The organism is Bacillus sp. PS196, assembly GCF_037963555.1.
Taxonomy (GTDB): Bacteria; Bacillota; Bacilli; order Bacillales; family Bacillaceae; genus Bacillus; species Bacillus subtilis.
In genome coordinates, this window is sequence record NZ_CP150159.1 from 3,525,107 (window position 1) to 3,544,520 (window position 19,414).

The 19,414-nt window shown below is 42.8% G+C and carries 18 protein-coding genes; 3 read left to right on the forward strand and 15 right to left on the reverse strand.

What is annotated here, in order from left to right; genetic code table 11:
• Nucleotides 1-121: 121 nt before the first annotated feature.
• Nucleotides 122-352, reverse strand: coding sequence for a CsbA family protein (locus tag NST79_RS18320; RefSeq protein WP_003228053.1), 231 nt, complete (start codon nt 350-352; stop codon nt 122-124).
• 446 nt (nt 353-798) lie between these two features.
• Between NST79_RS18320 and NST79_RS18325 the strand changes: the two genes are divergently transcribed.
• The 3 genes from NST79_RS18325 (at nt 799) to NST79_RS18335 (ending at nt 5,304) form a co-directional block, all read left to right on the forward strand.
• Nucleotides 799-3,294 carry a PEP/pyruvate-binding domain-containing protein gene (locus tag NST79_RS18325; RefSeq protein WP_212059100.1) on the forward strand — a complete coding sequence of 832 codons (2,496 nt, stop codon included), beginning with the start codon at nt 799-801 and terminating at the stop codon, nt 3,292-3,294.
• 75 nt (nt 3,295-3,369) lie between these two features.
• Nucleotides 3,370-3,939: a TetR/AcrR family transcriptional regulator gene (locus NST79_RS18330; protein ID WP_003244088.1), complete on the forward strand. Its 570-nt coding sequence runs from the start codon at nt 3,370-3,372 to the stop codon at nt 3,937-3,939.
• Between the two features lie 30 nt (nt 3,940-3,969).
• On the forward strand, nt 3,970-5,304 hold the full coding sequence (locus tag NST79_RS18335; RefSeq protein ID WP_144482866.1) for an MFS transporter: 1,335 nt from the start codon (nt 3,970-3,972) through the stop codon (nt 5,302-5,304).
• A gap of 47 nt (nt 5,305-5,351) precedes the next feature.
• Here the strand turns inward: NST79_RS18335 and minJ are convergent, their stop codons facing one another.
• From minJ to NST79_RS18405, 14 genes are all read right to left on the reverse strand, one after another.
• Complete coding sequence (gene minJ / locus NST79_RS18340) at nt 5,352-6,545, reverse strand: cell division topological determinant MinJ (RefSeq protein WP_003228042.1); 1,194 nt, start codon at nt 6,543-6,545, stop codon at nt 5,352-5,354.
• A gap of 78 nt (nt 6,546-6,623) precedes the next feature.
• Nucleotides 6,624-6,977, reverse strand: coding sequence for a swarming motility protein SwrAA (gene swrA, locus NST79_RS18345; RefSeq protein ID WP_015251121.1), 354 nt, complete (start codon nt 6,975-6,977; stop codon nt 6,624-6,626).
• Nucleotides 6,978-7,360: 383 nt separating this feature from the next.
• The gene (ctpB, locus tag NST79_RS18350; protein WP_212059106.1) at nt 7,361-8,803 is read right to left on the reverse strand and encodes a S41 family peptidase; all 1,443 of its coding nucleotides are present in this window, start codon (nt 8,801-8,803) and stop codon (nt 7,361-7,363) included.
• 139 nt (nt 8,804-8,942) lie between these two features.
• Nucleotides 8,943-9,833: a permease-like cell division protein FtsX gene (gene ftsX / locus NST79_RS18355; RefSeq protein ID WP_015251119.1), complete on the reverse strand. Its 891-nt coding sequence runs from the start codon at nt 9,831-9,833 to the stop codon at nt 8,943-8,945.
• Complete coding sequence (gene ftsE / locus NST79_RS18360; RefSeq protein ID WP_003228039.1) at nt 9,826-10,512, reverse strand: cell division ATP-binding protein FtsE; 687 nt, start codon at nt 10,510-10,512, stop codon at nt 9,826-9,828. Before ftsE ends, ftsX begins: the two co-directional genes overlap by 8 nt.
• A 234-nt stretch (nt 10,513-10,746) precedes the next feature.
• Nucleotides 10,747-11,085 carry a cytochrome c551 gene (gene cccB / locus NST79_RS18365; protein WP_003242725.1) on the reverse strand — a complete coding sequence of 113 codons (339 nt, stop codon included), beginning with the start codon at nt 11,083-11,085 and terminating at the stop codon, nt 10,747-10,749.
• A 48-nt stretch (nt 11,086-11,133) separates the two neighbouring features.
• The gene (locus tag NST79_RS18370) at nt 11,134-11,979 is read right to left on the reverse strand and encodes a YitT family protein (protein ID WP_003242677.1); all 846 of its coding nucleotides are present in this window, start codon (nt 11,977-11,979) and stop codon (nt 11,134-11,136) included.
• A 166-nt stretch (nt 11,980-12,145) separates the two neighbouring features.
• Nucleotides 12,146-13,247, reverse strand: a protein-coding gene (gene prfB / locus NST79_RS18375) for a peptide chain release factor 2 (protein WP_212059107.1) whose coding sequence is annotated in 2 segments (ribosomal slippage) — nt 12,146-13,174 and nt 13,176-13,247 — 1,101 coding nt in all. Because the reading frame shifts where the segments join, the coding sequence is not laid out codon by codon here.
• Nucleotides 13,248-13,316: 69 nt separating this feature from the next.
• Entirely contained in the window at nt 13,317-15,842 is a 2,526-nt protein-coding gene (gene secA / locus NST79_RS18380) for a preprotein translocase subunit SecA (protein WP_003228033.1), read from the reverse strand.
• Between the two features lie 167 nt (nt 15,843-16,009).
• Nucleotides 16,010-16,579, reverse strand: coding sequence for a ribosome hibernation promotion factor (gene hpf, locus NST79_RS18385; protein ID WP_003228031.1), 570 nt, complete (start codon nt 16,577-16,579; stop codon nt 16,010-16,012).
• A gap of 190 nt (nt 16,580-16,769) precedes the next feature.
• Nucleotides 16,770-17,147 (reverse strand): hypothetical protein, encoded by a 378-nt coding sequence (locus tag NST79_RS18390; protein ID WP_029318318.1) that lies wholly within the window; start codon nt 17,145-17,147, stop codon nt 16,770-16,772.
• A 9-nt stretch (nt 17,148-17,156) separates the two neighbouring features.
• Nucleotides 17,157-17,498 carry a flagella biosynthesis regulatory protein FliT gene (gene fliT / locus NST79_RS18395; RefSeq protein WP_014481040.1) on the reverse strand — a complete coding sequence of 114 codons (342 nt, stop codon included), beginning with the start codon at nt 17,496-17,498 and terminating at the stop codon, nt 17,157-17,159.
• Nucleotides 17,495-17,896 carry a flagellar export chaperone FliS gene (fliS, locus tag NST79_RS18400; protein ID WP_014481041.1) on the reverse strand — a complete coding sequence of 134 codons (402 nt, stop codon included), beginning with the start codon at nt 17,894-17,896 and terminating at the stop codon, nt 17,495-17,497. Before fliS ends, fliT begins: the two co-directional genes overlap by 4 nt.
• 21 nt (nt 17,897-17,917) lie before the next feature.
• The gene (locus NST79_RS18405) at nt 17,918-19,414 is read right to left on the reverse strand and encodes a flagellar hook-associated protein 2 (RefSeq protein ID WP_033884626.1); all 1,497 of its coding nucleotides are present in this window, start codon (nt 19,412-19,414) and stop codon (nt 17,918-17,920) included.

Below are 19,414 nucleotides of genomic sequence, written 5' to 3' on the forward strand. Positions count from 1 at the left end.
AATCACTAAAAATACGAACTAAAGTTCGGTGGTTTTTTATTTCCAGCTGTTTTTGTGTATAAAAAACCTGCTTTTAAAACGTAAAAGCAGGTATTCAGTCTTTATATTCATTATGTCCGATTTATTCTTCTTTTTTCTCTGCAGCTTTTTTGGCCATATACAGTCCGCCAGCCACAAGAGACACAACATCCAATCCTACAATAAAATACGTTTCTGTATAGCCTTTTAAATAAGAGGCAAACAGCAATGCAGCTGTTAAAGCGATCGCCACATAATGATTAAAGGTGACTCTAGTAAATAGAACAACAAGCATAAAAGGGAAAAACAATGCAAAAACGGCTTTTGTAATCAACAAAAACCCTCCTCAGGGATTCTTCATCTGATCTGATTATAGTAAAAAATGAAGAATCGGACAATCGTGCATTCGCTCCCTCTACTACACCATACCCCTTTTCAGCCAAAATCAATCACCATATTTGCATTTTGGTGCCGGTCAAAACTTATTCCATGGTGCCGCTGTTCTAATCAGCGGCACTTTTTTTTATTACATCATCAAGTCCGCCGCCAGATTCCGAGAATAAAAGAAAATAGGCATACAGTACCAGTACGGCCGCATTTTTCAGGATAATATAACCAACTTAACTATTCATTTTATTTAGGACTTTCTGCGTTTGACAGCATTTTCCTGAAAACCTACAATTGAATGATAGTGTTTACTATCATTTTTTAAACACAGGCTCCGCAATAAAAAGACTAGAGAGAAAAACAAAATGAATGAAGAAAAGAGGGGTTTCAAATATGTATTCTGTTTTATTTCGCCAGGCAGAAGAGTCCAGCCAGCTGGCTGGAGCAAAAGGAATGAATTTGATTAAATTGACCAAACACGGTCTTCCTGTTCCGGACGGGTTTATTATTCAAACGAATGCGCTCGCACGTTTTATGGAGGACAACCAGCTTCAAGAGACTAGTGAAAACGTCGAAGGCGGGATCATTTCCGGAACATTTTCGGATGAGCTGAAAGATGAGCTGACTAGTTCCTTTTATAAGCTTAGAGAATCATATCGATCCGTAGCCGTGCGTTCTTCGTCTGCCTCGGAAGATTTAGAAGGCGCCTCATTCGCGGGTCAATATGAAACCTACTTAAATATCAAAACAGAGGAAGAATTTCTGGCTAAAGTGAAAGAATGCTGGGCCTCATTTTTTTCTGGGCGGGTCAGCAGCTATAAGAAAAAAATGAACAATCAAATCGCAGAGCCGTTAATGGGTATAGTCGTTCAGGGGCTGATCGATTCAGAAATGTCAGGTGTTATCTTCAGCCGCAATCCTGTTACCCATGATGATAGAGAGCTTTTAATCAGCGCCAGCTACGGGTTGGGTGAAGCTGTTGTTTCAGGAAGTGTTACCCCAGACACGTTCATTGTTAAAAAATCTTCGTTTGAGATTCAAAAAGAAATAGGTGCAAAGGAAATCTACATGGAGTCTGCGGCAGAAGGAATTACTGAAAAAGAAACGAGTGAAGACATGCGCAGCCGTTTTTGCCTTACAGATGAACAAGTGATTGAATTGGCTGAAATCACAAAAAAAACCGAAGACCTGTACGGATATCCTGTTGATATAGAATTTGGAATTGCTGATCATCAAATATACCTTCTGCAAGCTCGTCCGATTACAACCATTGATCAGGACAAAAAGGCGGCAGAAGAAAAACGCAGCTTCATGATTACCGACACTGATATGAATGATTTCTGGCTTAACATGGAGTCTAATATTGAAGGTCCGGTGAGTCCGTTATTTTCATCCTTCATCGTGCCTGCGTTGGAATATGGCTTGAAGAAGAGCATGCAAAAGTTTCCGATTGGTGTAGTTGTTGATGAAGTAAAACTTTATCGCGGACATATTTATTCCAAAAACCAAGGAGGGCAACAGCCTCCTTCTGAAGACTGCGGCAAAGAGCTTTTCCCGATTTTATCGGAGCATATGTATGACATCATCAATCACACATACCTCCCTTTTTACCGGACACTGGACCAGCTCGCACAAACTGAGCATAACGCAGAAAGCGCACTGGATGCTTTTCAAAAACTAAAGGCCTTTTATCTCACGGCTTATGAAGAGCACTTCAATATCGTTTTCCCGCAAATCCTTTTAACAAACAAACTGCAAGCGATGTATCAGGACATTCAAGGAGAGTCCGAAAACGCTCATTTTTACGAGATGCTGACAGGAAAAATGAACAAATCACTGGAAACGGACCGTTGCTTATGGCTATTTTCTATGGAAGTTCAGGAGAACCCGAACCTTCTGGCCATTTTTGAAAACAACAAGCCTGAACAGCTCCAGGAGAAATTGGAACAAACAGATGCGGGAAGACACTTCCTGAAGAACGTCCATGAATTCTTGCAAGAATACGGATGGAGATCTGTTAAAAGTCATGATCTGATTGAACAAATCTGGGTGGAAAATCCGTATTTCGCTCTGGCCAATATTCAAAATTATGTCCGTAATGGCTATCATTTTGACAATGAATTTCAGAAAACGAAAGAAAAACGAGAGAAATTATACAATGAATTCTTGGAAAACATAGAAGATCCCGGTTTGCGCACCGAATTTGACCGGTATTATCAATGGACACTGAACTCTGCAAATATAAAAGATGATCACCACTTTTATATTGACGCCATGCTGGATGCCAAGGCGAGAATCTTTCTGCTGAAGATAGGTGAATTGCTGGCGGAAAACGGTGTCATTCAAGATCGTGAGGACCTTTGGTTCTTATATGACGACGAAGTGGAACAAGCGCTTCTTCACCCTGTATCCCTGCAAGAAAAGGCTGAAAAACGCAGACAGATTTTTCATGAGTATGAGCTGGCCCAAGCCCCGGCCTACCTCGGCACCCCGACAAAAGAACAGCTCAAAGCAGCTGAAGAAATTGTCGGCGCTGTGATAGAGGATGAAAAAAACACAGAGAATCATATTTTTGGCATTGCGGCATCAAGCGGCATTGCAACAGGTCCGGTGAAAATCATTCGGGACGCCAATGAATTTTCTCAATTCGCGCCTGGGGACGTACTCGTTTGCAAGATGACCACACCGCTATGGACCAGCCTGTTTCAAGACGCCAAAGCGATAATTACAGACACAGGCGGCATTTTGTCTCACGCTGCGATTATTGCCCGTGAATACGGCATTCCAGCCGTTCTCGGCACACGCACGGCAACCGAAAGACTGCGAGACGGTGACATCATCACTGTTGACGGTAGCAGCGGCAAAATCACAGTTGTCAGCCGGTCCTGATGCGTCCCCCTCTTTCTTATACAAGCGGGGCGGGTGTATACTTGTCCTGCCAGTATATTCGTGAGGTGAAACGTATTGAGACCGACAAACAAGAGAATCCTTGACGCTGCCATGCAGCTGCTCGTCAAAAAAGGATATCGCGCAACAACTACAAAAGAAATTGCAGAAAAAGCAAATGTAAGTGAAGCGACGATTTTCAGGAACTTTAAAAACAAACAAGGACTAGTTGAGGCTTTGCTTTCTCAGCATTCTTCAAACAGAGGCAGCATTTTGGAACAAACAGAAGGGGATTTGTATAAAGACCTGCTTCATATCGGAACCTGTCTCTTGGAGGAGCTCGAACATAGAAAAGATATCATTAAAATCAGCTTTCGTGAACCGGCCATGTTTCAGGATGTCATTAACCACGTCACTGAATATCCCCAATCTATGAAACAGCTATTGGTTGATTATCTCAAAACAATGGGTGAGAAAGGGGTTATTCAGACAGGAAATGAAGCGGAGCATGCCGACGTGTTCATGTCGATTATCTTCGGTTATTTCATTCACCGTCTCCACTTAGGAGACCGGGTCATATCAATGCCCCAGGAAAAAATGCTGGAGCACAGCACAGCTCTATTTGTCAAAGGAATTTCTGCTGATTAACTCCTTGGCATAATAAAAAGGAGGATCCCAATGAGCTCAAGAAAAGAATGGGCGCTGATCGTCTCGCTATTATTGGGGGCCATTCTGGTTCCCATTAACTCAACGATGATCGCGGTCGCGCTCTCATCTATTTCCCATACGTATAACGAGTCCATCGCAAGCATCACTTGGGTGGTTACCGTTTATTTAATCGTGATGGCAGTCACACAGCCGATTGCAGGAAAGCTCGGTGACATGTACGGCAATAAAACAATGTACTTATGGGGAGTCGGCCTTTTTCTAATCGCATCTCTAGGCTGCGCCCTTTCACCGAGTCTGCTCCTGTTAATTGTCTTTCGGGCATTGCAGGCTGTCGGCGGGGCATTGCTTACGCCAAACAGCATTGCCATTATCCGGCATGTTGTTTCTGAAAAACGCCTACCGAAAGTGTTTGGATTTTTCGGACTGGGTGCGGGACTTGGTGCAGCACTCGGGCCTTTTATCGGCTCTATACTGATTGACAGCTTCAGCTGGCATTCGATTTTTTGGGTCAACATCCCGTTCCTCGCCATTGCTTTATTTACGGCATTAACGATGTTTCCTCAATATAAAGAAAATAAATCTGACGCGCCGCTGGATATCATCGGCTCTCTCTTGCTTGCAGGCAGCATCGTTTCAATTATCCTGCTGACGAAAAATGAGGCTCCATGGGGATATGCGGTATACAGTGTATTGATACTTCTTTTTGTTCCGCTTTTTTTCAGAAGAGAAAAACGTACCCAGCACCCCATCATTGACTTTGCACTGTTTAAAAGCTCAACCTTTACAAATGCGAATCTATCAGTCTTGTTAAGCAATTTGATGATGTATGCCGTCTTATTGATTATGCCGTTATTTATGACGAACCAATTTGGGCTTAATACGTCTAACAGCGGGATGGCGCTTTCTGTATTTTCGATCTTCATGTCAGCCAGCAACTGGGTGGGCGCGCAGCTCCATCACAAATGGGGAGCCAAAAAAATCATTTTTCTTTCATTTGCCATGATGGCTGGTGCGAATCTATTATTTTTGCTGTTAAGCAGCTCGCATTCTGTCTTGTTCCTCATGGTCTCTCTTATCCTTGGCGGGCTCGCTTCCGGAGTCGGCCTGACCAGCATGCAGGTTTCATCCCTTGCCACAGTAGACCCCGGAATGTCAGGAGTGGCATCCGGGATTTTCTCGACCTTTCGTTATTTCGGAAGCATCATTTCATCAGCCTTAATTGGTCTGATTTCGGGATATCACACCCTATTTATGATTCTCTTTGCTGTATCCATCATCGGCGTTTTTGTTTCATTGGGCATCAAATCTGATGAAACGGCACGGATAGAAAAAAACTCAGCGTAACACAAAACAGCCCGGCATCGCATCTTCCTGCGGTGCCGAGCTGCCTTTTATGATCCAGAAGCGGCTGCTTCGTCTTCACGGTCATCCTTTACGAAGAGGATGCCCAATTCATGATGTTCTCCTTCATAAGAAGCTCGCTGGTCAAAACGAATTTCTCCATTCAAACCGATAATTTCAAGCTTTACATATGCACGGTTATGCTGAAGCGCTTCATAGAAATCAGAAACGTTCTTAACCGGTATGCCATTGACTTTCGTTATGATTTCCCCGATTTTCAATTCCAGATCCTCAGCCGGCGTATTGGGGATAATCCCAAGCACCATTAAGCCCTGATCCCTTTTCGAGAAATAAAACGGAGCCGCGTTATCATTCACTCTTTGCTTTATGGACAGAAAAATGCGCCCTAACAAAGCAGTACAGACCGCTGCACCCGCAAGCGGCGTCCACAGTAAGCTCGCTGCACCGAGAACTGCGACGGCAAGACCGAGAATACAAACGCGTTTCGCTGTGATCCTTATACTCGTTTCAGGCAGCGATCCCTGTACCCTTTGTCCAAATCCGACAAAGTAAGGAATCCATAGAAAATGAAATGAGCCGCCGGGAACAGTAAACACGGGCCACCAGCTAAGGTGCGATTCTAAACCATTGCCGGGCACGAGAAGGAACAGCGGCAAAAGCCAAACCCGGTTTGCCAGCTGCTGTCCGATCGGCAAACCGCGGCTGCTTACGACAAGTGCCGGTGATGTTCTCACATGCGCAGAACGATAAGCAACCGCTCCTTCAGTGATAATCAGCAAACCTAGAAACACAGCCACAGCCGGCCAAACAACTGCAAATCCTTGCGGAAATCTCTCTAGAAAGGGCTCCGCCTGATATATTTGCAGTCCAAAACCTATCAGCATACTCACACTGACGATATATGCAGCAGACATCCAGTTTGCGCGAAGAGTGAACGCTGCCGCTGCAGTGATAACGGCAATAATCGCAAGTAAACCGAGAGGAATCGATATTCCGAGTCCACCTAAAATAACTGACAAAAGAAGACCTGGAATCAGTCCCTTTGTATATGTAAATTTCAGATCATCATAAATATCTGCTATTCTTGTATGAAAGGTTTTTCGTTCCCGTTTGATTCTTACATAGCCGAAAGCCAGGGTTATGATGATAAAAAACCAGAAAAGCGGGTGTAAGAAGAACAAGCCCGCGCTTTTTAACAGTTCAATTCCCCATTGAACAGACACTATCTCTCACCGCCTCAAGCCAAACATGTTACTCATATTCTATCAAATATTAAATGGCTTGGATATCCTCAGGAGAGTTTATCTCTCTTGCGTCATCCACAGCGTGACATTCGATAGTGAAAAATCCTTTAAATAGTGGTTTACATCCACATCCAATAACCCGCTGATTAGATGCATCGACCTTTTTATATCTGTCAGATTAATTCCTAATCGCTTATGGTTTTTCATTAAGTAGTTAAAATAATGTTTGGCGCATTCCTCATTAATGTCATTTACTGATTCGACATTGGTGTAATTGACCAAATATCTGCTGAACAGCATAAGAAGACTTAGTGCTTTTGTAGCTGAAAATGTTACGTCTTGTGTTCTGTCTTTTAATTGTTCCACTAATTCATAATATTTTTTTTCACGCACAATACTTGCCCTCTTCAATTGTGAACCCCCATTTTCTTTATACAGATAAGCACGGGCCAGTATAAGCAGCAGTACTGGAGTGCTAACAAGCATTCTCGCTAACGTTACTCTTTAAATACCTGTCGTTCAGCTGCCATTAACCTGATTACTGTTCTTTTTAGAACCTTCTTATATTGTATGAAGTAAACAAAGACTAGGCAACTTGCAAAAGTTTCATTTTAAATGCATATTAACTCGTTAGAAAGTCTCTCTCATATATTGATATCGGGTAATAACAGTCCTTTATAAATGTTTATTTGTGAAAATTTTTTTAATTTCTTGTCAAAAACTCATTTTTTATGTGACTTATGATCCATAATCTCTTTAAGCACAAAGAAACAGGAGATGGAATACCATCTCCTTTAATTGACAAATAATGATTTCAATGCTGTTTGAAGCTGCAAATCATTTTTTTCATCTGATTTTTTCTTTTCTATCTGCTGATTTAATGTCTCTGCAGTGCGAGTGTCGATCACACCGGTTTTATTCAGCTTGTTTTGATCCTGAAAAGCCATAACCGCTTTTTTCATGTCTTTGCTGAAATAGCCATCCTCACGTCCCGGATCAAAGCTGAGACCTTTTAACAATACCTGCGCATGCTTGACGTCTTCATTGTTCATGTCCACTTTAAGCGGCTCTTTCAGCTGTAAAGGCCCGGCGGAAAAATAATCGGGCTGCTTAATCGCAATGGTCGGTTCAATTCCTTTCTTATGAATCCAGTTTCCATTTGGCGTCAGCCACTTGTAAAGCGTTAATTTGATGTTGCTGCCGTCCCCCATTGGCACAGCCTGTTGAACCGTTCCCTTTCCAAAAGACGTATCGCCTACAACATCATAATGGCCAGCTTCCTTTAATGCGCCGGCAAGAATTTCTGATGCAGAGGCACTTCCTTTATCCGTAATCACATTGACAGGGTACGCTTTTTTATGGGTCAATGTTGAAAAATAACGTTTTTTATCCCCATTGCGTTCAGCAATCTGAATATACGGCTGATCCTTTGTAACAAAATGCTTAAGAATTTCTTCCACACTTTGAAGATATCCGCCCGGGTTGCCGCGTACATCAATGACAAGTCCTTCTATTTCTTTTTTCTCAAGCTCCCTCAGCGCTTTTGCAAAATCCTCTGCGGTGTGCTCAGAAAAAGTAGAGATGGCAATATATCCGACAGAATGCCCCTGTACTTTTTTCTCTGATGCAAAAACCGTTTCGAGCGGAATCTCAGCTCTCTTGATCCGGAATGACAGCTGCTTCTTCGTTCCAGGCCGCTGAATCTTCATTGAAACGCTGGACCCTTTTTTTCCTCTTATTTTTAACACAGCGTGGTTTAAATCCTTGCCGGCCATCGATTCTCCATTGATGCTGATAATTTCATCATTAGGCTTCAACCCGGCTTTTTCCGCTGGCGATTTCTTGAATGGGGAAACAATAATAATTCTGCCGTTTTCCATGCCAACCTCAGCCCCGATGCCTTCAAATGAGGAATCAAGAGAATCAGAAAATTGCTTAGCTGTCTGCTTGTCCATGTAAACAGAATAAGGATCATTTAGCGTAGACAGCATTCCCTGGATGGCTCCCTCGAGCAGCTTTTCTCTATCTACTTTTTCTACGTACTCATTCGAAATTAACTCATACGCTTTTTCGATTTTGTCCATAGCTTTATCCCGTTCAGAGTCAGCTTGTGCCGTCGCGGGAACTGCTGCAGTCTGGGGCTTATCCATCTCAAGCAGGTTGATTCCCGCATATACACCGGCGCCTCCGAACAGCATGCTCCCTGCTGCTATCACAGCCATTATTTTTTGATTCATCCTTTACTCCTCCTGTATGCCAGACTGTCTTTACCAAAACCTAGAGATAGTATATGTAAAGGATGGAGATTTCATGTAATCATAGAAGAAAAAGAAGGCAAATGAAAAGCCGTCCCGAAAGCGGGACGGCTTTTTCACTTTATACTCGCAGAAACTTGCGGATGGAAGTCAGACTTCCCCATACTCCAATTACTGCGCCGATTGCAATCAGCACTAGCGAAACTTGGAATACAAATGGATTATAAGGAAGAAGAGAGACAAATGATCCTTGAACCTTTGGAACGACCCATCCGATGACGTATTGGTAAGTGCTCAGCACCAGTGCAATCGGAATCACAGAACCGAATACGCCTAGCAGCAATCCTTCAAGGAAAAACGGCCAGCGGATAAACCAGTTTGTCGCACCGACAAGTTTCATGATTTCAATTTCTTTTCTTCTTGCGAAAATTGTAATTTTAATGGTGTTGGAAATTAAGAACATCGCCGTAAATACCAGGCCGATAATTAACGCGATTCCGATGTTGCGGGAAACGCCGACCACTTTAAACAAACGGCTGACCTCTTCTTTTCCATAAGTGACTTTATAAACATGATCCATTTTTTCGATCTTTTTCGCCACGTTCGGCGTATCATGCGGATCTGTCGTTTTGACGACAAACGCATCATTAAGCGGGTTTTCCTGATCCTTCATTGTCAGGGATTTTCCGCTGTCACCAAAACTATCAACCAGCTGGTCAAGCTCTTTTTCTTTAGATGAAAAAGTGACACTCTGAATGCCCTTCAGTTCCTTAATATCGTTCTGAAGCTTGTCCTGTGCCTTCTGATCTGCAGTCAGATCAACCAGCACTTTGATTTCGACTTGTTTTTCTGCATTCGTGGCCATGTTATTCAAATTCAGCATAATCACTAAAAACACGCCGACTAAAATCAGCGTAACGGTTACAGCACTAATGGATGCAAATGTCATCCATGTGTTTCTCCCGAGAGATTTAAAACTCTCACGCAAGTGGCGCCCGAGAATTTTAATCATATGAACCATACTCCCCTCTTGACTCATCACGCACAATGATACCATCTTCGATTGCAATGACACGTTTCTTCATGGTGTTTACGATTTCTTTATTATGTGTCGCCATCACGACTGTTGTCCCGCGGTTGTTAATTTCCTCCAGCGTCTTCATGACTTCCCAAGACGTATCCGGATCAAGGTTTCCTGTCGGTTCATCAGCAATGACAACATCAGGGTTGTTCACAATTGATCTAGCAATAGATACACGCTGCTGCTCCCCGCCTGAAAGCTGGTCAGGAAATTGTCGCGCTTTATGCTTCAGCTGCACGAGATCAAGCACTTCAAGCACCCGTTTCTTAATGACAGACGGCTGTTCTCCAATCACTTCAAGGGCAAATGCCACATTTTCAAAAACAGTAAGTTTCGGAAGAAGCTTGAAATCCTGAAAGACAACGCCTATTTTGCGGCGCACGAAAGGAATCTCTTTTTCTTTAATTGTCGCGAGATCTTTATGATTGATTAAAATTTGTCCTTTTGTCGGTTTTTCTTCTCTGTAAATCATTTTAATAAAAGTAGATTTACCTGCTCCGCTCGGACCAACAACATACACAAACTCGCCGGGATGAATGGTAACAGAAATCCCATTGAGCGCTTTTACGCCGTTCGGATAGGCTTTATATACTTCCTTCATCTCTATCATGAAATCACCTAATCTTTTTATATCATTTTATCTATCACACGGTCATACTCTTCGAATGCATTCGACAATTTATGACCCATTCATTTGTAAAAAGATGAAAAATCTGAAAGTTCCCTTTTTCAATACACTTCATTATACGTCAAATTTAGACATAATACTATTACAGTTTCTTTTCATTCATATTGTCAAGGCATAAAAACATCCTTGCCAGCACTCGGCAAGGATGTTTTTATCTTACTTTTTTTCTGACAGCCATTTGGCAATAACAGCGGCTTCGTTATCATCTACAAGCCCCTTTGGCATATTGCCGCGGCCGTTTTTAATAATGCTTTCAATTTTGTGTTCATCGTATTTGCCTCCGACCTCTTGGAGATTAGGCCCTGACACGCCTTCTAAATCCTTGCCGTGGCAGCCTACGCAGCTTTGCTGATATAATTCTTCCCCTTCAGATGCAGTGGCTTCCGTCTTGCTGCCAGTGTCTGTCTTCTCTTCTTTTGCATCGTTTGATCCGCAGGCAGCCAACAGAACAGAAAGCGCAAATCCAATCATTAGTATCGATAACTTTGATTTCATGTTGAGAAGCACAACTCCTTTACGATCTCTTCCATATTATAACCTCGTTTAAGCGCGTTTGAAACCCTCGCCCAGCACCTCGCTCGCGTCTGCTACAATTACAAAAGCTGACTCATCAATCTGTTTGACGATTTGTTTCAATTTGGTGAATTCAGTTTGCCCAACCACGCACATTAAAATCGGACGGTCATCGTCAGTATATCCGCCGACTGCAGAAATTTTTGTCACGCCTCTGTCAATCTTCTGTAAGACAGCCTCCTTGACAGCCTGCTCCTGCTTTGTAATGATGAGTGCCATTTTTGAGCGATTAAAGCCGACTTGCACAACATCAATGGTTTTGCTGGATACATAGACGCCAAGCATGGCATATAAGCCTTGCTCAATATTAAATACAATCATAGCCGTAACAACGATCATTCCGTCAATGATGGCGAGACACTTCCCCAATGACAGACCGGAGTACTTATGAATGATCTGTGCAGCCAAGGCTGTTCCTCCCGTCGATCCTTTCCCTAAGTACACAATACCAATTCCGATACCTATCCCGACACCGCCAAAAATCGCCGCCAGGAGTTCATGATGAGTGGCAGGCTGAATATCCCTTGTCAGAAACACTACTAGCGGCAAAAACACAGAACCTGCAAGCGTCTTTAGCCCAAATTTCCCACCGAGCAAAATGACGCCAGCAATAAATAAAGGGATATTAATAATCCACTGTACATACGCTGCTTCAAAACCATATGATTGTAAAATCGTACTGATCCCGCTGACACCGCCGGCGGCAATCTTGTTCGGAAGCAAAAATACATTAAAGGACACGGCCGTAATCGCTGCTCCTATCAATATGTATACATAATCCCGCAAAATCCACAATGTTTTATTCCGTACATCCATAAAAATATCCTCCGTTTCTTCCAATGCTCTCCGATAGCATTTTAATCCTTCCCTGATTAGATGTAAATAACACCCAAATACAGTGGTAATATGCTAAAGCAGCAGTGAAATCAAGGATATGAGGAATAAAAAAACACACCCATATGCATCAGGTGTGTTTTTCAGCTTAGGAAAGCTTAGAACGCAGATAGGCATCAATAAATGTATCAATGTCACCATCCATTACAGCTTGAACGTTCCCCATTTCTGTATTAGTCCGATGGTCTTTTACCATGGAATACGGGTGGAATACATAAGAACGAATTTGGCTTCCCCAGCCGATTTCTTTTTGTTCACCGCGAATTTCATCCAGCTCTGCCTGCTGCTCTTCAATTCTGCGCTGATACAGCTTGGCCTTCAGCATTTTCATGGCTCTTTCACGGTTTTTAATTTGTGAGCGCTCCGTTTGGCACGTCACAACCACATTCGTTGGCAAGTGAGTAATCCGAACGGCTGAATCCGTCGTATTGACGTGCTGTCCGCCCGCGCCGCTTGCACGGTACGTGTCAACTTTAATATCCTCCGTACGAATATCAATATCAATTTCATCGTTAAATTCAGGCATGACTTCACATGAAACGAAAGATGTGTGGCGGCGGCCTGATGAATCAAATGGTGAGATCCGCACAAGACGATGAACACCTTTTTCTGCTTTGAGATACCCGTAAGCGTTGTGTCCTTTGATGAGCAATGTCACTGATTTGATTCCCGCCTCATCACCTGGAAGGTAATCGAGAGTTTCTACTTTAAAGCCGCGGCGCTCTCCCCATCTTGTATACATTCTAAGAAGCATAGAGCCCCAGTCCTGTGACTCTGTACCGCCAGCACCAGGGTGCAGTTCTAAAATCGCGTTATTTTTATCATACGGCTCGCTGAGAAGAAGCTGAAGCTCAAACTCATTGAACTCTTTTGTTAATGATTTTAGTTCTTTTTCAAGCTCAAGCTGGAGATCAGTGTCCGGCTCTTCTTTCAAAAGATCATGAGTCATTTGCAATTCTTCGTGGGATTCATTCAATTTTTTATACGAATTGACATAATCCTTTAAACCGTTTGCTTCATTTATAACCGTTTGAGCTTTTTGCTGATCATTCCAGAATTCCGAATCAGCCATTTGTTCATCTAGCTCAGCAATGCGGGCCTCCTTTGATTCGAGGTCAAAGAGACCCCCTAAAGTCCGCTAAACGAGAAGCCATATTTTCGAGCTCTGCTCTGATTTCTGATAATTCCATTTCATTCACCTCATTAAAAGATCCGCAGGCGCCTGCAGGCGCCGCGGTCAGTAAACTTGCCGGGGCGAACTATTCAGTACGGCCGCAGCAATTTTTATATTTTTTCCCGCTTCCGCAGTGGCATGGGGCATTTCGTCCGATATCAACCACTTTGCGAACCGGTGCTTTCTTTGCTTTTTTGTTATCGTCGCCTTCTTGCGGCTGATGAGCTGTTGTTTGACCTTGTACAACCTCTTCACGCTCCAGATTGTTTTCAATCTCAGCTTTCATCACAAATTTTGCGACTTCGTCCTCAATTGATTCAATCATATGCTCAAACATCGCAAAACCTTCCATTTGATACTCACGAAGCGGGTTCGTCTGCGCGTAAGCACGAAGGTGAATCCCTTGGCGGAGCTGATCCATCGCATCAATATGATCCATCCATTTAGAATCAACGGCACGAAGAACGATAACTTTTTCGAATTCGCGCATTTGCTCTTTGCCGAATTGCTCTTCCTTCTCATTATATTTTGTGATGATGCGATCCATAATGAGCTCAAGCATTTCATCCGGTTCTTTGCCGAAGATATCGCTCTTCTCAAGTGCACCTTCATCAAGATAAGTTGTGTTGATAAGATCAACTAGACCGTCAAGCTTCCACTCCTCAGGAAGCTCTTCTCTTGGCGTATAGGCTGCAATTGCGCGTTCGAGAGAAGACTTGATCATATTTTCAACGATTTCACGCAGGTTTTCAGAGTCAATGACTTCAAAGCGCTGCTTATAAATGACCTCACGCTGCTGGCGGAGAACATCATCATATTGCAGAAGCTGTTTACGCGAATCGAAGTTATTGCCTTCGACGCGTTTTTGAGACGATTCAACCGCGCGAGATACCATTTTGCTTTGGATTGGAGTAGAGTCGTCCATGCCGAAGCGGTCAAGCATCGCCATTGTCCGCTCAGCTCCGAATCTGCGCATCAATTCATCTTCCATAGAAAGATAAAATTGAGTAATCCCCGGGTCTCCCTGACGTCCGGAACGACCTCGAAGCTGATTGTCAATCCGGCGTGATTCATGTCGTTCTGTTCCGACTACAGCGAGCCCGCCAAGCTCTTTTACACCTTCGCCAAGCTTAATGTCCGTTCCGCGCCCCGCCATGTTAGTCGCAATCGTAACTGCGCCTTTTTGGCCGGCCTCTTCAATGATCTGCGCTTCACGTTCATGGTTTTTGGCATTTAACACTTGATGCGGAATTCCTTTGTTTTTAAGCAGCTTAGAAATCAATTCAGATGTTTCAACGGCAACCGTACCGACTAGAACAGGCTGTCCCGTCATGTAACGCTGTGCGACATCCTCCGCAACTGCCTTAAACTTTCCTTCCATCGTGCGGTAAATTAAATCCGGGCGGTCATCACGGACAACAGGCCTGTTGGTAGGGATCGTGACAACCTGCATGTTGTAGATGTTGCGGAATTCTTCTTCCTCTGTCTTAGCTGTACCCGTCATACCGGCAAGTTTTTCGTACATTCGGAAGTAGTTTTGGAACGTAATCGTCGCCAAGGTCATGCTTTCGTTTTGAATCTCAAGCCCTTCCTTTGCTTCAATCGCTTGGTGAAGCCCCTCACTGTAGCGGCGGCCTTTCATCAGACGTCCCGTGAAGGAATCAACAATAACAACCTGTCCGTCTTCCACTACATAGTCAACGTCCTTTTGCATCGCAACGTGAGCTTTTAAGGCCTGGTTGATATGGTGGTTGAGCGCGACATGCTTCACATCAAAGAGGTTATCGATGCCGAACGCTTTTTCCGCCTTCGTCATTCCTTCTTCAGTAAGCTGTACAGCTTTTGTTTTGATATCGTACGTGTAATCCTTCTCCGCTTTTAACGTACGGACAAAAGCATTTGCCTGTACGTACAGCTTAGTGGATTTTGCAGCTTGTCCAGAAATGATAAGCGGTGTTCTCGCTTCATCAATTAAAATAGAGTCAACTTCATCAATTACCGCAAAATGAAGCGGGCGCTGAACCATCTGCTCTTTATAAAGAACCATATTGTCACGCAAATAGTCGAAGCCAAGCTCATTGTTTGTGGAGTAAGTAATATCAGCGGCATAAGCTTCCCGTTTTTCGTCTTTTGACATTGAGTTTAAATTCAAACCGACAGTCAAACCGAGAAACTCAAAAATTTTCCCCATTTGCTCAGCGTCACGGCTTGCCAAGTATTCGTTGACAGTCACGACGTGTACGCCTTTACCTGTTAACGCATTTAAATAAACAGGCAGAGTAGACGTTAATGTTTTCCCTTCCCCTGTTTTCATTTCCGCGATATTTCCGTCATGAAGCGCCACGCCCCCCATGAGCTGGACTTTAAACGGAAACATGCCTGTTACGCGGCGTGAAGCTTCTCGAACAACAGCGAAAGCTTCAACAAGAAGATCATCCGTTGTCGCCCCTTTTTCAAGGCGCTCTTTAAATTCAATTGTTTTATGTTTCAACGCGTCGTCAGAGAGATTTTCATAGTCTCCGCGAATCGCATCAATATCGTTAGCAATTTTTTCGTATCTATTCAGCGTACGTTTTGTTGGATCAAACATTTTATTTAAAATTCCAAGCATTTATAACGCTCCTCTATCATCACATGCCTATTTTAAAGGCATGTATAAATAATTTACTAGTCCATGTATACCTCTCATTATCATATCATACCTTTTGTTATTTCCAAAGAATTTGCAAATAAGAAAAACAAAAACCTTCCGCGGACATCACGGAAGGCTTCTCTTCATTATTCAGTCGGTTCAATTAAGCCATATTTCCCGTCATTTCTGCGGTACACGACATTTGTAAGGTTTGTTTCCGCATTTGTGAAAACAAAGAAATTATGGCCAAGCATATTCATTTGCAAGATCGCTTCTTCACTATCCATCGGCTTTAAATTAAAGCGTTTCTGACGGACAATGTCCAAGCTCTCCTCCTCTTCTATGTCATCCTGAACCGCAATATCTGTATCAGAGCCAAGACCGTTTGCCAATAAATATTTTGGAGAGCCCTGCTCACGGAATTTACGGTTTACTTTCGTTTTATGCTTACGGATTTGACGTTCCAGTTTGTTTGTTGCGAGATCAATTGCGTTGTACATATCCTCGTTATGCACCTCGGACCGAAGCGCCAGATCTGTCATCGGAATCGTAACCTCAACCTTAGACTCCTTGTCATTGTAAAACTTCAAGTTGACGTTCACATCGGCATCCACGCTATGGTCAAAATAGCGCTCCAGCTTGCCGATCTTCCTCTCGACATGATCCTTTAACGCGGGTGTCACTTCAATATTTTCTCCTCTGATGTTATAGTTCATCAAAGAACGCCTCCCTTTTATTAAGGATATGTATCTATTTCTCTTTTACCCTTTACAATTCCTGCTGAAACATAAATCTTTTGTGAAAATTCAGTGAACTTTGTCGAATTTTGTTTGTATTTGCTCTGTTATTGGCGGTTCGGAGGTATATGTATATGCTGATTGAACGAAACAAATACCTCAAACACGCCTAATTGATTAAAAAGGGTTCCATACATTGATGAATAGACAGCATCCATTTTCTATAATGAATCAGAAAATATTCCTTTAAATACTCACAGAACTCATGAGAGGGAAAAGAGAAAGAGACCAATTGATCAAACTCCGCAAAAATTTGGTCAAATGCTTTCACACAAATTTCAGCACACCGTGAATCCATAATGAAGAGAAGTGTTGAATGTGTTGAATCCAAATAAAAAAAGGCTTGGATCAGATCTTGGTAGATCCGATCCCCTTCTGTTTTTGATAAATTCTCTTCAGCCTCTATCAAATAACACAACCCTTCTTCAATGGTAAAAAGAAGATGATAATAAGCTGATAAAAGCGTATAATCTTCAATGCTCTTCAAGGCACTCACCTATTTACGCTTGTCATAATATGTGCCGTCAATCGTAATGTTGTTATAAGGATTTAAATACGTCGTATGCATCACACGTTTTCTTTTCATCTGCTGAAGTTCTGCTGCGATTGACTGCTTCAGTCGTTCCATTTCCTTCACAATAAGCTGATCCCATGTCAGCACAAGCTTCATCTGCTTTCGCTCTTCTTCTGAAAGCGGCAGAGATATCTCCTGAATCAGTTCAGACCGTTTAGCCACAAAGTCTTCAATTTGTTTTAAAAGCTCATCGCTTTCCGGCGTATTTTGTATGTGTGACAACATACTCTTCGTCTCAGTGTATAGTTGATCTATGTTATTCATGCGATCCCGCCTGATCCGTGCCGGTCCTTCCGCTCACTTTGAATGGCCTGTTTCCAAGCATCGCGAAAATCTGTTACATAGCCTTCAACCTCAGCCAGCATGCCCGTATCATTTTTGATATTTGCCTGTACCAATCTTCGATACATATAATCGTACATCGCACCCATGGAAGCGGAAAGCTCTATGTTACGGTTAAGTGTAAAATTTAATTCCTGAATAATATTTTGCGCTTTAATCAGATTCTCATTTTTACGTTCCATATCATCATTCTCGATGGCCTGAGAGGCAAGTCTTATAAATTTCAAACAGCCATTATACAGCATAAGCGTCAGTTCACCGGGTGTAGCCGTATTCACTGAATTTTGCTGATAGGCTGTATAAGGATTTTGGATCGCCATGTGTCATCCTCCAAATTACATTTATTGTACAAGAAGCTGTGATAAATAGGACGCTTGTTCGTTCATTTTTTGAATCGCAGAATCCATTGCACTGAATTTTGTATAATAGCGGTTTTCTATTGTGGTCAACCGGTCCTGCATTTTGGTAATATCTGTGCTGATCGTGTTTAAATTTTTACCGATTGAATAATCATTGGTTCCCATTGTCGAGTTGCCGGCTTTTGCTTCAATGCTCTTCACCGTACTTTTTAGGGTGTCACCGATGCGTTTCATAATCCCTTTATCACTATAGGCGCTGCTGTTCGACCCACTTGTAAATAAAGCGGCAACGCTTTGCGGATCTTCTTGTATTTTGGCTTTCAGTTTGTCTTCATTAATCTCTAAATGCCCCCGCATTTGGTAAGCACTTGAGGTTGTTATGCCGAATTCTGTCAATTGATAGGTTTTCCCATCCGCATTAACTTGAGTATAAAAGTCAGTCCGCATTTGGTTCGTGCCGGTGCTGATGCTGGAATCATTTCTAAGCAATCCGCTTTTCGCCTTCTCCTCCCAGAGCTCTACCTCTTTATCGGACATCGCTTCTTTTTGTTCACTCGTGAGCGGCGTATAGTCTCGGTATTTTTCTTCTTTCAGCTTTTCATTCAGGCTGTCAACCATTTCATTGTATTTATCTACAAACTCTTTGATTTGGTTATAAATCCCGTCAACATCAGTAGAAACAGATGTGGTAACAGGGCCTGTGGCTGCAGTTGTATTTTTAATCGAGTAAGTAACACCATTCACCGTGAAATTGTTTGTCAGCTTCTCCATTTCAAAGCCGTTGATTGTTACTTTGGCATTTGTGCCTTCTTTGTAAGCAGTGAGCTTATTATCAGCATCCAAAGAAAAACCAAGCTGGCCGGACATAAAGTCAGCTGTAGCAGAGTCTGCTGCCTGTATGCTGCCCCCTGCACCTGTTGCTTTAGAAGAAAACGCAATTGTTTCTACGTACTCTGTACCATTCCAAATTTTATCTTTAAAAGCTGATACTCCTAGATCTGAGCTGTTAAGTTTAGAAATCACATTATCAATCGTATCGGCGCTCGTCACACTAATGTTCACTGCTTTTGCCGTTGTTTCGCCAGGCGCTACAACGTTAAATGCCAAATTGTAATCGCCTTGAGTGTATCCCGTATAATTGTTTGCCTTATACGTTGCTGCGGTTGCCAAGCTCGCCACTTCAACAGTAGAAGAAGAGTTTGGTGCACTTGCGCTTCCTGTAGCAGTTAACACAGACTCATTAGAGCTTGTCACAGTTTTGCTCTGATACGTGCTAGGATATGTCAACGTATTTTTAGACATATAATCTTGCAATTCTTTTATTTTTGTATTGACTTCACGATAGCTGTCACGCTGCCATTCAAGAGTCTGCTTTTTTTGCTTCAGCTTATCAAGCGGGGCTCTTTCTGTCTGCATCAGCTTTGATACAATATCATCTATATCCATTCCTGACGCCAGACCTGTTATTCTTGTGACCAT